Here is a 16,056-nt window from a genome sequence, read left to right on the forward strand (position 1 = left end):
TCGCGTCGGGAACGGATGCGGCCATGTCGCCCATGGATAAGGTTCACTGCGCGCCCGGCTCCACACTCGCCACCAAGGGTCATCAGCATGATCGACTGATCTATCCTCATGCTTGAAACGCGATCACACCCGTATCAGCCACATTCGCAGGCCGCCCATGCCGCGGTCATGAGGGATTTAATCGATGGACGTCACCGCAACCTTGAGCCTGGGCGATCCGCTGGAACCTGCACGCAAGGCCACTGCCGAGATGCTGCAGAATCGCGAGCGCACGTACTCGCTGCCGCAGCCCTTCTACAGTGATGAGCGACTGTTTGAAATCGACATGCAGGAAATCTTTCACAAAGAGTGGCTGATTGCCGGGATGACGTGCGAAATCCCGACCAAGGGCAATTACCTCACGCTGCAGATCGGCAAGAACCCGATCCTGGTCGTGCGTGGCCCTGACGGTGTCGTCAACGCGTTCCATAACGTATGCCGCCATCGCGGCTCGCGCCTGTGCACGGCCGAAAAAGGCAAAGTCGCCAAACTGGTTTGCCACTATCACCAGTGGACGTATGAACTCGACGGTCGCCTGCTGTATGCCGGTACCGAGATGGGCGACGACTTTGACATGAAGCAGTTCGGCCTCAAGCCGGTCCACGTCAAGACCGCGGGCGGCTACATTTTCATCAGCCTGGCAGAGAACCCGCCTGCCATCGACGAGTTCCTGTCGACGCTGCGCCATTACATGGAACCCTATGACATGGAAAACACCAAGGTGGCGGTGCAAACCACCTTGATGGAGAAGGCCAACTGGAAGCTGGTGCTGGAAAACAACCGCGAGTGCTACCACTGCAGTGGCTCGCACCCGGAATTGCTCAAGACGCTGCTGGAATGGGACGACGTTACCGATCCCCGCGCCGATCAGACCTTCAAGGATCATGTGGCCGCGTCCGCCGCTGCCTGGGACGCAGAGAAAATTCCCTACGCCCACGCCAGCTTCGGCCTGCGCAACCGTATCGTGCGCATGCCACTGCTCAAAGGCACAGTGTCGATGACCATGGACGGCAAGGTCGGCTGCAAGAAACTGATGGGCCGCATCCAGAACCCTGACCTGGGCTCCATGCGCATTCTGCATTTGCCGCATTCCTGGAACCACTGCATGGGCGATCACATCATCGTCTTCACGGTGTGGCCGATCAGCGCACAGGAAACCATGGTCTCCACTAAATGGATTGTGCACAAGGATGCGGTCGAAGGCGTGGATTACGACGTCGAGCGTATGCGCCAGGTCTGGGACGCCACTAATGATCAGGACCGTCGTCTGGCCGAGGAAAACCAGCGCGGTATCAACTCCAGTGCCTATCAACCCGGCCCTTACTCGAAAACCTACGAATTCGGCGTGGTCAACTTCGTCGACTGGTACAGCTCGCGCATGCTGGAAAACCTCGGCGCAGAGCCTGCACCGTATTTGAAAGGCGTAGCGGTCAATCACGAGTAGCGTCTACCCCGCCAACGCGATCCTCAAGGGCTGACTCACTTCATTCTGGAAGCGAGTCAGCCCGAGCCACGCCGACACAAAAGCCCTCCCGCCGATACCGTCATTTCTGACAGTTACGTGAAAAAAACTTTCGTGATCAACTCTCGTTGAAGTCAATCCAACGGACGGAGACACGAATCATGCTCAACCCAAAAATCATCAATCAATATAAAAACAAGAAGGTCGACGCCGCATCGACCATGACGGATATATCCGGGAAAAATATCCTCATGGGCTTCTGGCATAACTGGCGCTCGGAACCCGGCCAGGGCTACCAGCAGGGAATGTTTGCCGAAATGCCGCTGACAGCTATACATGAAGCGTACAACATCATCGCAGTGGCCTTCATGAAAGGCTCCGGCATACCGACCTTCAAGCCTTATAACATGAGTGATGAAGAGTTCCGTGCGCAAGTGGCAGAACTCAATACCCAGGGCCGTGCGGTGCTGATCTCGCTGGGCGGGGCCGATGCGCATATCGAGCTGCATGCCGGTCAGGAAGAAGCGCTGGCGTACGAGATCATTCGGCTGGTCGAAGTCTATGGCTTTGACGGCCTGGATATCGATCTCGAACAGGCCGCCATTACCTTTGCCGATAACCGGACCGTATTACCCGCCGCATTGAGAATGGTGCGCGAGCATTACAACACTGAAGGCAAACACTTCATTATCAGCATGGCCCCTGAGTTTCCTTACCTTAGGGCCAGCAAAAAACTTCCTGTATTGAAAGAAATCACTACGTACTTTCCGTTTCTAAAAGACTTTGTGAAGCTTCTGGAATCGTTGACAAGCGGCGGGGCTTACCTGGCCTACATCAATGCTCTCGAAGACATTTATGACTTTATCGCCCCCCAATACTACAACCAGGGTGGCGACGGTATATGGGTCGACGAGCTCGACCTATGGGTGACACAAAACAATGATGCCCACAAAAAGGAATTTCTCTACTACCTGACCGACAGCCTGATCCACGGCACGCGTGGCTTTACCAAAATCCCGGCGAACAGGCTTGCGATCGGCTTGCCCACCAATAATGACGCCGCCGCAACAGGTTATGTGATCAATCCGGACGACGTGAAATACGCCCTGGACAAACTGCAGGACGACGGCAACCCGATTCGCGGCCTGATGACCTGGTCGGTCAACTGGGATAACGGCATTAGTAAAGGCAGTGACGGCGATAACCGGGATGACGGCGTCAGCAAAGGTCGCGCCTATGACTGGGAGTTTGCCAAACGCTACGGTTATCTCACCGGCGGCGAAACGCCCGTACCTGACAAGCCTTCAGTACCCACTGGCCTCAGGTCAACCGAACAAACCCCGGATTCGGTGAAACTCGTCTGGTCGCTGTCGGTAGGCCAGAACCCGGTACTGCGCTATGAGCTGCGCCGCGACAACAGCGTATCGCTATTTGCGGACAGTCCTTCGCATGAAGACACTGGCCTTCAGCCCGGTACCACTTACAGTTATCAGGTACGTGCCATCGATGTCATGGGCAACACCTCGGCATTCTCCGCAGCCATCAGCGTCAGTACTCAGGCAGGAAGTGGCGGTGGTGCGAAGCCGACCACACCGGTCTTGAGCCTGGCAGGCGTCACCGATAAAAGTGTATCGCTGAAATGGACACTGTCTTCCAGCGACATCGGAATCGACAAGTATCCAATTGGCCGGGATGGCTGGCCTATTGCAGCGGTCCTCGCTGATCAGCCGCCCGAATATACCGATAATGGCCTCACAGCAGGTAAAAAGTATACCTACTACGTAGTTGCAAAAGACACACAGTCTCAGTGGTCAGAGGTCAGTAACCTGTTGGAAGTCTCAACCGATCCAGCACCCGAAAAACCTTCAGTGCCTGTCGACTTCAGGTCAACCGGGCGGACCACCACATCGATAACGCTGGACTGGAGTGTTTCGACGGATGCCAGCGGTCCGTTTCACTATGAGCTGTTCCGCGAGGGTGTTTCGATAGGCAAGGGCAAGGTTCCTCCCTTCACCGACGAAGGCCTTCTGCAAAGCCGCCTTTATGGTTATCACATCATCGCGACCGACAGTCTGGGTAACAGCTCAGGACTCTCTGAAGAACTTCTGGCCACTACAGGCTCCGAGGCGTCCAATGATCGACCTGCGCCACCCGGCAACTTGCGTCAGGCAGGTGCGACCACCACCAGTGTTTCACTGGCATGGGATGCACCTACCGGGGGTACTGCCGTTGACGTCTACCATATCTACAGTTTCGACGCGCCTACTGTGACCGTCGATTCAACCGTACTGACTTATACCGTCAGAGGCCTGACCCCAGGCAAGACCTATCAGTATCTGGTCGGTGCACGCGATAAAGATCTGGAACTGTCTGGGCCCAGCAACGTTGTGCAGGCCTCGACCAGCGCCGCATTGCCTGAATGGAAAACAGATACTGACTACGTGAAGGGGGATAAGGTGATGCATGCTGGTGCCTCTTACATCTGCCTCAATCCTCACCACTCACAAGTAGACTGGTACCCAGGCAGTGCACCGACGTTATGGGCGCCCTGGACCGAGCAAGCAGGCGGCAGAGGTTTCCGCGACTGGCCCAAAGAATGGCAGTGAGCCTCATGCGTACCGGCTCTGACTCATAAACAGACAGTGACGATGTCATAACTGAACGACTTATCCACAGCACCCAAAAAGCGTTTATGGGTAAGTCGTTTTTTCATCGGGCCGGAAATAGCCCGGACAACAACGACTTATCGGGGAGCGCCTCAGTCACAGAGCCTGTATGTTTTTTAACCAAATCTCTGTAGCGCCTGGTTTCATTGGGCTACAGACGAGCACGAACACCTTATCCACAGAAGCGCCAACAGACTTTGGGTACAACTTTGCCCAGATCCCCCATGCCCTGTGGACAATGTCTGAAATGGCTGAAAAAACCTCCCTTTCCAGAAGATTTCACGAGCAGCACACCGCCCTGATCATTTTTTGAACAACAGATCAAGACCCTCTGAATATAAGGCCTGTAGACAACCACGAACAAGTTGTCCACAGTCACACCAACAGAGATTGTGGGCAAAATGAGTGACTGACAGATAGCGCCTGAATGCTTATCCACAAAAAGCTAATAGAAATAACCACTTAGATTGATCAATTTTTGATCGCTACGTCACAAGCCACGTGCCACAAGAGCTTCAGCGGTTAACGAACACTTTATCCACAGGCACACGCACAGGGATTGTGTGTAAGTCCGTCCCGGCGAGCTGCCACGTCAACCTATCAGGTTTGCGAGTACCTCGACGCGCGCCATGCGCATAGGCTTTTTTCAGCGCTCTTCGATTAATCAAAGACGCGATTCCGAGCCATTGTGAATGGACGCACCGGTGCCATGAAAAAATATCAAAGGACTGTATTGTCAGTGGCGTTCATCACAGGCCTGCTATTGGCCTGGCTCGTCAGTGCTGCGCCAGACGCCCCCTCTTCCATAGCATCACCCGCGGTGTCAGCTGCGCAGGTGCCGGGCGTCCGCGAGGAAGTGAATGCGGGCACGTTCGAACAACCACGACTGGCCGGAGAACCCGCTTTCGAGGGAGCCGTGTTCTCCGCCCACACTGGCCAGTCCGTCGCGTTCTACATCGCAGCCTTCGACAGCCAGCCTGATCAGCTCGATCCAGCCCTGCCCGACACACCACATTCGACGCAATTCTGGACCTATGCAGGCCAGCATTCAGGTCTGGGCCCTGACCTTAAGCCGTTCGACGAGCCGACCCGCGAGGGCGCGCTGCACCTGGCGATGATCGAAGGCAAAAGCGCCTTGCTGAGCTCGAAAATCAGCGGAGTGCCCGGTCCGCAAACGCCCTATCCGACGACAGCGCAGAGCAACGATTTCTGGGACTTCATCGGATTCTTTGACAAGCCCGGCACGCCTGAAGCGATGAAGACCGATCAGGATCTGGTATGGCCTGGCGTCTTCGTGTATTTCGAACAGTCCAAGACCGTATATCTGGCGCAGCACACCGGACGCCCAGGCGTCGATGGATGGCCTGCACCCGACACAGAGCAAGGCGCTGGGTACTGGAAGTTGGCGGGAACCCGGTCAAACATTCCGGCTGCCCTTACCAAGCCCTGGACCGACATGAGCGTGTCGCAAGGCTCTTATTACCGCAACCCGCTAACCCCGCTACGCAGTCGCTACTACGCCTCCACGTTTATCGGATTTGCGCCCCTTCTGAACGCAGAATTCCCAAGCGGCCCGCAAAACAATCAGTACTGGGATTATCGGGGTGTACATGAAGGCTCAAACATAGACCAGAAGGCCTTTGGAGAAAACACGGCGCTGGAAAAACTGCATCGGGCCAAAATGCAGGGCAAATGGGTTTCGTTCGCGGCCCATTTCTCAGGGCCGGTTGAACAGCCTTACCCGACGTTGCCCACCAATACCACTTATTGGGGAGTGCACCACATCACCCAGAATGCCGGAACCTGGTGGGACCCCAGGACTGATCTGGACACCGACACTTGGGTAGGCGCTATCCATTCAACACCGCTGGGCCAGGGGAAAGCACTGTACCGAGCGCTGAAATCCTGGACCGCGCCCGAAACCGGCTGGGATTACAGCCAGACCGACGAGTTTCAGTCACTGGGGACTTCCCTCCATGCAGGAACAGTAGCCGACCCGAAGACCCAACAAGAATTTACCTGGCCCGGTGCAGTACATGAAATGCTGATCGACCACAACCCGGTCTATTTTGTCTCGCTGGCAGAAGGCTTTCCCTCCGAGCATGACTGGCCGCTGCCAGTCACGCCAGAAAGCAACGAGCATTGGTCATATATTCCGGAGATAAAACCGCTGGGCACTTTCGAAGCCCCGAGGCGCTTCGATGACTACAGCCAGGCAGGTTCGGTCTACGTGGATGACACTGTTCCAGGCTCGCGCACATTCTATGTTTCCAATTACGAGGGCTATCCCGCCAACGATCTCGACAGCTTCTCGACGGTGGGTACCGTCGATCCTTATTGGATCTACGCAGGCCGGCACGCGGGCACATGGAGTGACTTCAAGCCTTTCGATGACATCACCCGGGGCGGTGCACTGCACGAAGCCTCGATCAAGGGTCAGCGTGTAGCGCTGCGCTCACTGTTCGACGGCATGCCCTCTGCCGCGACGCCTTACCCAAGTGATCTTGCCAGTAACACCCACTGGGAGTTCGTCACCGTGTTCAAACACGCCGGTACGGCAGACGATTTCAAAGGCCGTGATGACGCCACATGGCCGGGCGCGCTGCACCTGGATGAAGATCAGCACCTCATTTTTGCGGCCCGGCAGCAGGCTCAACCGGTTGCAGGGGGGTGGGTTTATCCGGTGGGTGAAATAAGCGATGAGCAGTGGAGCTACGTGTCCTCACTCAACGGCGGCACCGCCGAAACGCCACGCGAACGTAACGACATCAACACGCCCGGCGCAATCTTTGCCGACCAGCTTGGCCTGACCCGTCAAAAACTCTTTCGCAGCAGGTTTTCCGGATTTGCCCAGGATGCAGGAGCGATATATCCCTCCGGTGAAGAGTCCAACGACTTCTATGAGTACGCCGGAGAACATGCAGGCACTTTCTCTGACCCCAAACCCTTCACCGACCCTACCTGGCCGGATGCGGTACACGTGGCCACCATCAATGGGCAACGGGCGTTTCTCAAATCGAAGATGACCGGAAAGCCCTCTTCGCAAACACCCTACCCCGAAGGGCTGACAAGCACAGACTTCTGGGAATTCATGTTTACTTCCGATCAGGCCGGCACTTACGCCGACCCCAAATCATTGAGCGGCCAAACCTGGATTGGCGCTGTTCATGAGTACAGCTCATCAGGCAGGAGCCAGCTTTACATCGCTCAGCAGTCGGGAAACCCGATCGCCGACAATTGGCCTCTGCCGACTGCGGGCGACACTCAGTATTGGAAAGTGATGGGCCTGGTGCGACACAAAGGTACTTTTGCCGATCCGAAAGACTTCGATGAAATGACCAGCCAGGGGCTGATTCACGCCACTACCATTGAAGGCCAACACTTCTATTACCGCGCCCTCGCACGCGGCGTACCCCAAGCCAATGACTGGAGTTACCCCGCGCCCGGGACCGACAACGAGTACTGGGAGTCTCTGGGCGCGAACGTTCCAGAAGGCACCTGGGCCGATCCGAAAGGCTCCTCCGGCTTTACCTCGCCCGGAAGAATTCATGCGGTGCAAGCCAGAGACCGTACGCTGTATCTGCTTTCCAAAGTCGATGGACTGCTTGCCGAACACAACTGGCCGATTCCGCAAGACGGGGACAATGATTACTGGACGGTGGTCGGGGAATCCAGGCATTCGGGCGAGATTATCGATCCCAAGGATCAGCAGGAAGTGACCTGGACCGGCGCCATCCACATGAGGCAATACGGAAACACCAGACGCTATTACAGCTCGAAAATTGTGGGCAACCTGGCAGTCATCGGCGCCGAACATCCCCTGCCTGCGACAGAAACCGACAATGCCTGGTGGACCTTCATAGGCCGGACTGCCCATGCTGGCACACAGCGCGACCCGATACAGTCGGGTGAGGTGATCAGACCTGGAGACACCGTCAGGGTTATCCGCACAGCAGACGAATATTATCAGGCTCGTTTTGCCGGGGTTTTCAACGCTGAACGCGCACTGCCTGACTCGCAGCGAGACAATGAAGACTGGTCGTATGTCGGCAAAAGTGAGTTTGCAGGCACCTTGCAATCGCCCAAGGATGCTTACGAAATCACCTGGCCTGGCGCGATTCACCGCTTTGAAGTCGATGGAAAGGCTTACTTCGCAAGATCTCTCATTGATGGCGCGCCCGGCCAGGAAGGATGGCACTATCCGGCACCGCCTGACAGTAACGAGCAATGGTCTTATCTGGACATGGGCATTCACGCGGGCACCTGGCTCGATCCGAAACCTGAATCCGATGCAACCTGGCCAGGCGCCCTGCATGTGGTGAAGCGCCCCACCGGCATTGGCGAAAGCTTTACCCGATCGTTCTACAGATCGAAAATCTGGGGGCATGTCATGGATGATGAAGAGGGCTACGGGAACGAAAGCAACTTCGAACACGTTGGCTACTCGATTTATCAAGGCACGCTGAACAGTCCCAAGTATTTCGACCAGCCCACCTGGGCGGGCGCCATCCATCAGGACCGGGAAACGAAATTTCTGTTCGAGGCCAAAAAGTCCGGCGAAATGGGTGTAGAGGTAGGCGAGCGGCCAATGACGCCGACGGATAACGAGTCCTGGCACTTCGTGGGCATCAGCAAGCACTTAGGCATCCTGAGCGATCCCAAAGAGTGGGACGAATATACCTGGCCCGGCCGGCTGCACCGCTATGAGCATGGTGGCAAAACCCTCTATTTCCGTGCACAGATGACAGGGACACCCTCAGACCATGGCTGGTACTACCCGACAGATGAAAGCAGCACCGAGCAGTGGGCCTATTACGGCACGACGTCGCATGCAGGCACTTTTGCCGACCCTCATGGACCTGATGAAGTCACCTGGAGGGGAGCGATTCATCGCGTAGAAAAAGACGGTATACGCTTCTATTTCAAAGCGAGGATCGCCGGGATACCCAACCAGCAGCACTGGACCTACCCCACAGACGCCACGAGCAATGCCTATTACCTATACGCAGCAACCGAAAGACACGCCGGTACTATCAGCGATCCCAAGGATGAGAAGGAGCCCGTCATACCGGGCGACTATGTAAAAACAACCCGAGTGGACGGTGATCATTATTTCATCGCGAAAAACAGCGGTGTTCCCTCTTTAAACCAATGGCCATTCCCCGCCAACCGAGGAGACACCGAAAACTGGATTTTCTATGGCATTTCGAGAAACGCGGGCACGCTCAATGACCCCAAGGAATGGGACGAAGTCAGCTGGCGCGGTACCGTTCATGTGCGTGAAGTCAGCAGGATGCGTTTATTGTTTAGCGTGAACTCCGACAAGGAGGGCATTCCAGAACAGGACAAGTGGACGCTGCCTCCGAACGCGCCACTGGATGCGGACGAAGAAAAGAAGCCTCCGGCTCTGGTCGAAAAGTCACCGGCCTGGAAGTTTCTTCAGGTCACGCACCTCAACGGAACACGCGAACAGCCCAAAAGCGTAGCTGACTGGACGCAGGCCGGGCTCGTCCACCAGACCACCATCGACTATCAGCACATGCTGTTCAGGTCGAAGTTCACAGGGAAGAACGACTACCCCAAGGGTCAGCCCGTAAAAGATGCCCCCGTTGCCGCCAAGAGTTCTACATGGTGGGAGTTCTTCAGCAAGGGACGGGGCACCCTCCAAGTGCCCAATACCTGGAACGACTACGCCTACCCGGATGATATCTACAGCTACGACTACCAGGGCGAACGGTTGTTATTCCGCGCAGAAAAAGAGGGTCGTCCTTCTGAAAAAGGCTGGTACTTTCCGACCTCGGAATACAGCACGTCAGACTGGACATACCTCTACAAAAATGAAGGTAACTACGCCGATCCCAAAACGTGGAACGAATTTACGCGTGTGGGGGAAATCCATCGTTACGATCACGACGGCCAGACGTGGTTCTTCAAAGCCTTGCAGGAGGGCAGCCCTGCCAGACACAACTGGTATTACCCTGCTGGTGCCGCAGACAATGGCTTCTGGACCTATGCCGGCAAGCATGCAGGCACCTGGCAGGACCCGAAGGAATGGAACGAGCCTACTTATCCTGGCGCCATTCACTCGCTGAATAACACCAATTTTTACCGTTCGAAATTTTCCGGTAACGCGGCGACGCACTATTGGTACTACCCGACCGCCGAAACAGAAAACGCCTACTGGATCAAGGTCAACAAGGACGCTTATGCAGCGCCGGGCATCAATGATTTTACCAGGCCATTCGATCAGTACACCTGGGTCACCGCGCACAACGCTTATCTGGACGCCATTACCCCGCAACTGGAACGCGGTATCAGGGGGTTTATGCTGGATATTCACATGGATGTGGGCGATTACAACGGGCAAAAACGGGTTCGGGTATGCCATCTGCCGGCGATCGGTGCATGCTGGGCGGACGCGCCCTTGTTAAGCGACGTACTCAGAGAGTTTGTTGCCTATATGCAGAAAGACCGAAATGCCGTCATTTCCCTGCTGTTCGAATCGACGCTGAGCTCAGACGAACTGCGTCCGGTGCTGGAGCAAGTGCCGGAATTGGCAGATTACAGCCATGTGTCCAATGGATACAGCTGGCCAACGCTTAGGGAAATGATCGATAGTAACAAACGCCTCGTCATGTTATCGAACGGAGAAGTGGCCAAAAGGTACACGCTGGCCGGCAAGCAGGCCGAGGTTCTTTGGGCACCCGATACAGAAGTCGAGAACACCTATAACCTGGGTACAACGTCGCTGGTGCATGACTGGCAGTGCAAAAGCCGCTACGGTTACATGGACCTTTCGTTACGCACCCGAGACGGCGGCCTGCCGCGGTTATTTGTCCTCAATCAATTCCATGCCTGGGGCAGTACTACGCTGCATGCAGGGGACGTGGATAACAACCTGACCTGGTTGCAGCGCAGGGTAGAAAACCATTGCGGTGAAGCGACCGGTTGGCGCAAACCCAACTATCTGGGCATTGATTTCAACCAGGTGGGTGACGCACTGCCCTATGCCGCGACGCTTTCTCAAGGCGGTCTTTATTTCTACGAACGCAACTATGCCGATCGTGGAGGGGACACCTCCTGCGTATTGCCGGCTAATCAGAGCGGCGGCAACAGCGGCGTTCAATATGACATAAGGCTGGCATCGAACGGGTGTGAAAACGATGAGGTCAGGTCCATGGAACTGGAGGGCGTCCGCGCAGGCACGCGTATCGAACTGTACGACAACCCCAACGGTGACCGGCAAGATGACTTCACGATCATAGACGTCAAACAATCGGTCCCCATGGGCAAAAGGGTGCGAATCGATTCATTCGAGGGCACGACCGATACGTTCTATTACCGTAAGCTCGCCTCTCGCAATAACGGGCTCGACGGTAAGGTTTCACGAATAAGAGTGCTTAACAAGCCAGACGATAACGACATCAGCGACGCAAGCATTGTGTTTTATGAAGCCAATGGGGCCACACAGAATATTGTCTGCACGGTGCCTTTCAATGTGGACAGACAATTCAAGATGGGCAACGGCAACAACAGCTTTGGCTGCGACAACGATGAAATACGCTCAGCCAAAATACTCAAGGCCGGCAAGGGATCAGTGTTCTCGGTTACTGGCAGGCCGGACGGCGGCTTTGGTCAAGGCCGTACAGGCGTGACATTCAAACGGGCCATTTTGTTACCCATCACGATTTCCAGTTTCAACCGCAGTTACGAAAACGCGGATGTCAAAGTCGAGGTCAGCAATGGCGGTGGTCTGGACGGGAGTATTTCCTATGCCTACTTCCGGCCCGCCTCCCAACAGAAAGGCAAACCGCCCGTCGAAGAGGCCAGCACAGGACCCTAGCCTTACTTTACGACGCCCTCATCGATCAACAGCTTCAGAATCGCGGCTGCGCCCTCTTCAGGGCGCAGCCCCTTCAGCACCTGGCCCCCGCCGCCATTGGCCTTGGCAGTGGCGGCTTTCATGCGATCAGCGCCGCTCTTGGCCTTGATCACTTTCAGGCGTTTGGGTCGCGGTCTGGCTGGCTGCAGCGCTTGGGCGGTCAATAACTCATCGGCAACGACCTGAACCATTTCGGTGTCCAGCGTGCCACGCTGCGCAGGCCCGAACGCACTCTGCCGGGGTTTGGGAGCTGCGTTATCCACAGTGGCCAGAAACGGCAGACGAACCTTCAGCCGGCGACGCTGGCCGCGAGGCAGAGCCTGCAAGACCAGCGCGCTGCCGTTATTCAGCGATTCGACTTCAGCCAGACCGGTCACCAGTGGCCAGCCCAGCCTCTCAGCCAACAGAAAGGGCAGCATGCCCGACCCTTCACCGGTTTCAGCCTGGCTGCCAGCCAACACCACCTGTGCGGCAGAATCCCGGAGGTAGTCAGTCAACGCAACCAGCGCATCGGCGCCCTCGGGTTGCTCCAGCACATGCAGCTCGTTGAGCCCCATGCCAAGGTAAGCACGCAGCGCCGGTTCTTCGGCATTGCCGGCGTGCAGCACCTGCAAGTTATCCCCAGCCAATTGCAAACCGAGCTCGACGGCCCGCGCATCCTGTTCAGCGCGGCGCGCACGACCTGATGTCGGATGCGCCCCGATGGACACCAGACTGATGATCTGTACCGCATGCTTATCCACAGACACTTCAGGCTGCATCGCGTTTACCTCCGCTGCGCCAGGCTTCGACGGCGGCGATCAGCGCCGTGAGTACTTCGGCGCTCTCGTCGATGACCGATAGATCAGCGCGCTTGACCATGTCGCACCCCGCATCCAGATTGATCGCAATGACCTTGTCACAGGCGCCGATGCCCTGCAGGTGCTGGATGGCTCCGGAAATACCGACGGCAACATACACCCTTGCGGTCACCCAGGTGCCACTCGCGCCGACCTGCCGTTCGCGGCCCATGAAACCATCGTCCACCGCCACCCGCGACGCCCCTTCGGTGGCACCGAGAGCCGAAGCGGCCTGATGAAACAGGTCCCAGTCCCTGACGCCATTGCCGCCAGACAGAATGAATTCGGCTTCAGCCATGGGGATAACCCGGGGATCGACGGCTACCGCTCCCAGGTCCTCGATACGCGGCAGACTGCGCGCCACGCCTGTGGACAACTCGACCGGTAATACCTCGTGACGGGTTTCGCTGACCGGTTCGGCGCACTCCACAGCGGCCAGAATCAAGCGCCCCAGAGGCCGGACCAGGTCTTCGCGGCCAGCGCCTGCCCGACTTATGCACAATTGGTCCTTGACCTGCCAGACCCGCGTTGCAGGTCGCTCGCCGATGCTGGCGGCAAAACGTCTACCCAGTTCACCACCGCCGCTGCGGCTGTCCGGCAATAGCCAGTGGCGCGGGTTGAACTGGTTATCCACAGCCCGCAAACCCTGCACGCGCTGTTCCGGTGAGTAACCGTCGAACTCGGCACCGTCGATAAGCAACAGCCGATCCACGCCCGCAGTGTCGAATGCAGCTTCCTTGTGCTCGCCGAACACCACCGCCAGCACCGCACCGTCGGCCCCCGCCAACTGACGCGCCAGCCCCAGCAAGTCACGGTCGTGGCTGCTCAGACGGCCGCCGACCATATCGGGCACCACCGTGATATAGAACGCTGGCTCGACGAGGATATGCAGCGGCAACTGCACGTCGGCAGCAACCGAACGCTTGACCGCGCCGCCCTGTTGCAAGCCGCTGCGGTCAATGCGCTTGATACCGTTGGGGCCGATAAAACCCTGACCATGCACGTTTTTGCGCATCAGGCCGTTCGGCCCCATCCAGCTGTTTTGCGCCGGCTGCATGACCGCATGCAGTGGGTGCAGTCGATTGCGGGCGATCCACTCGGCGCGTGGATCACGGCGGATAATGTCACTCATCAGAGCACCTCCGCGGGTTCACGTTTGGCAGGCGTTGGCGTGCTGGGGACAACGTCCTCAATCAGCGCATCGGCCACCAGTTCGGCAATGTCCTTGATCAGCGGTCGCGGTTCGACAACGCCTTCGAGCATGGCGGTACACTGTGGACAACCTACCGCGACCAGTTCGGCGGCGGTTTCACGGATGTCGTCCATACGCATGTCGGGAATCCGTTGTCTGCCGGGAATGTCAGTGATCGGCGCGCCGCCACCGCCACCGCAGCAGCGAGAACGGAAGCCCGAGCGCTGCATTTCCCTGATCTCGATCCCCAGCGCACGCAGCACTTCACGCGGCGCCTCGTACTCGCCGTTGTAACGGCCCAGGTAGCACGGATCGTGATAGGTCACGCTGGCCCCTTTGTGCTGGCCCAGCGTCAGGGCGCCGTTGCGCACCAGCTCGGCCATGAAGGCGCTGTGATGCTGCACCTGATAGTCACCGCCAAAAGCGCCATATTCGTTTTTCAGCACATGAAAGCTGTGCGGGTCGCAAGTCACGATACGTTGGAAGCTGTACTGGGACAGGGTCTGAATGTTGCGTCGGGCGAGCGTCTGGAAGGTCGCTTCATCACCCAAACGTCGCGCCACGTCGCCGCTGTCGCGTTCTTCGAGGCCCAGCACGGCGAAATCCACACCGGCCGCCTTGAGGACTTTGACGAACGCGCGCAGGGTGCGTTGGTTACGCATATCGAACGCGCCATCACCCACCCAGAACAGCACATCCACGGTTTTTTTCTCGCTGAGCAGCGTCAGGTTCAGATCCGCCGCCCAGTTCATTCGCCCGCCCGGCGCAAACCCGCCGGGGTTGTCGGTGGCGATCAGGTTGTCCAGCACTTCGGCGCCCTTGTTCGGCGTTGCGCCTTTTTCGAGGGTCAGGTGGCGGCGCATATCGACGATGGCATCGACGTGCTCGATCATCATCGGGCACTCTTCGACGCAGGCCCGGCATGTGGTGCAGGACCACAGCGTTTCGGCATCCACCAGCCCGTTGACGATGGGTTGATGAGGATTGCCGCCATGCTCGCCCAGCGGCTTGCCTTTGCCGTCCAGCGATGGATACGGACTGCCCGCAAATTTTGCGTCAGTGCCACCGGCAAGGCCGACCACCATGTCCTGAATCAACTTTTTGGGGTTGAGTGGCTGGCCTGCCGCAAACGCCGGGCAGGCAGCCTCGCACTTGCCGCACTGCACGCAGGCGTCGAAGCCCAGCAGTTGATTCCAGGTGAAGTCCTGGGGTTTCTCCACGCCCAGCGGCGCGCTGCGATCGTTCAGGTCCAGCGGTTTCAGGCCCGTAGAACGTCCGCCACCAAAACGCTCGGCCCGGCGATGCCAGGCCAGGTGCAGCGCCCCGGCGAAGGCGTGCTTCATCGGCCCGCCCCAAGTCATGCCGAAAAACAGTTCGCTCACGCCCCACAGTACGCCCAGCCCAAGAACGACCACCAGCACCCAGCCGCCGAAGTGCTCTGGAAGAATGCCCGCCACCGGCAACGTGACCAGAAAAAAGCTCGCAGAAAACGCCATGAGGCTTTTCGGCAGGCGCATCCACGGCCCTTTCGACAGACGCGCAGGCGGGTTGAGACGACGAAGATAGACAAACACCGCACCGACAAACATCACCGCCGTCATCAACAGCAGCGCATAGCCAAGCAGGCGATTATGCAGACCGAAACCGTGCACCAGAATCGCCAGCACAATCGAGGCCACCGCGCCGCCTGCGGTGGCCACGTGGGTGTTGGCGATATATTTGTCACGCGCGACCACATGATGCAGATCGACCATGTAACGCTTGGGCATGGCCAGCAGCCCACCCAGCCAATCGACTTTCGAGGACCGACCGTTGCGCCACAGGGTTACCCGCCGCCAGGCGCCCAGCGCCGCAAGGGCCAGGGCGCTGAACAGCAGGATTGGAAGAAGAGTGTCTAGCATCACGTTGACCTCAGGTGCGAGCTGCAAGCGTCAAGCTACAAGCTTCAAGAAAAAAGCACGGGGCAAACGCTTTTA

Annotated in this window: 6 protein-coding genes; 3 read left to right on the top strand and 3 right to left on the bottom strand. The window is 57.5% G+C overall.

Annotated elements, in window-relative coordinates:
• The first annotated feature begins 184 nt into the window (after positions 1–184).
• The 3 genes from gbcA (at position 185) to V476_RS09140 (ending at position 12,010) form a co-directional block, all read left to right on the top strand.
• Positions 185–1,483, top strand: coding sequence for a glycine-betaine demethylase subunit GbcA (gbcA, locus tag V476_RS09125; protein ID WP_004415612.1), 1,299 nt, complete (start codon positions 185–187; stop codon positions 1,481–1,483).
• A gap of 179 nt (positions 1,484–1,662) precedes the next feature.
• Positions 1,663–4,107 carry a fibronectin type III domain-containing protein gene (locus tag V476_RS09130; RefSeq protein WP_024961222.1) on the top strand — a complete coding sequence of 815 codons (2,445 nt, stop codon included), beginning with the start codon at positions 1,663–1,665 and terminating at the stop codon, positions 4,105–4,107.
• A gap of 769 nt (positions 4,108–4,876) precedes the next feature.
• Positions 4,877–12,010, top strand: coding sequence for a phosphoinositide-specific phospholipase C-related protein (locus V476_RS09140; RefSeq protein WP_080278618.1), 7,134 nt, complete (start codon positions 4,877–4,879; stop codon positions 12,008–12,010).
• A 2-nt stretch (positions 12,011–12,012) separates the two neighbouring features.
• On the opposite strand, the gene etfB is transcribed toward V476_RS09140, so the two are convergent.
• From etfB to dgcB, 3 genes are read right to left on the bottom strand one after another with little or no spacing between them, the layout of a single operon-like run.
• Positions 12,013–12,810, bottom strand: coding sequence for an electron transfer flavoprotein subunit beta (gene etfB / locus V476_RS09145; protein WP_024961219.1), 798 nt, complete (start codon positions 12,808–12,810; stop codon positions 12,013–12,015).
• Positions 12,800–14,020: an electron transfer flavoprotein subunit alpha gene (gene etfA / locus V476_RS09150; RefSeq protein WP_024961218.1), complete on the bottom strand. Its 1,221-nt coding sequence runs from the start codon at positions 14,018–14,020 to the stop codon at positions 12,800–12,802. The genes etfB and etfA overlap by 11 nt, the downstream gene beginning before the upstream one ends.
• Positions 14,020–15,981, bottom strand: a complete 1,962-nt coding sequence (gene dgcB / locus V476_RS09155; RefSeq protein WP_024961217.1) for a dimethylglycine demethylation protein DgcB — start codon at positions 15,979–15,981, stop codon at positions 14,020–14,022. The genes etfA and dgcB overlap by 1 nt, the downstream gene beginning before the upstream one ends.
• Between the last annotated feature and the right edge of the window lie 75 nt (positions 15,982–16,056).

Source organism: Pseudomonas syringae KCTC 12500 (assembly GCF_000507185.2).
In the GTDB taxonomy this organism is placed as follows: Bacteria; Pseudomonadota; Gammaproteobacteria; order Pseudomonadales; family Pseudomonadaceae; genus Aquipseudomonas; species Aquipseudomonas syringae.

Coding starts and splice junctions, on each gene's coding strand:
- gbcA (WP_004415612.1), top strand. CDS start 185: ATGGACGTCACCGCAACCTTGAGCCTGGGCGATCCGCTGGAACCTGCA.
- etfB (WP_024961219.1), bottom strand. CDS start 12,810: ATGCAGCCTGAAGTGTCTGTGGATAAGCATGCGGTACAGATCATCAGT.
- V476_RS09130 (WP_024961222.1), top strand. CDS start 1,663: ATGCTCAACCCAAAAATCATCAATCAATATAAAAACAAGAAGGTCGAC.
- dgcB (WP_024961217.1), bottom strand. CDS start 15,981: ATGCTAGACACTCTTCTTCCAATCCTGCTGTTCAGCGCCCTGGCCCTT.
- V476_RS09140 (WP_080278618.1), top strand. CDS start 4,877: ATGAAAAAATATCAAAGGACTGTATTGTCAGTGGCGTTCATCACAGGC.
- etfA (WP_024961218.1), bottom strand. CDS start 14,020: ATGAGTGACATTATCCGCCGTGATCCACGCGCCGAGTGGATCGCCCGC.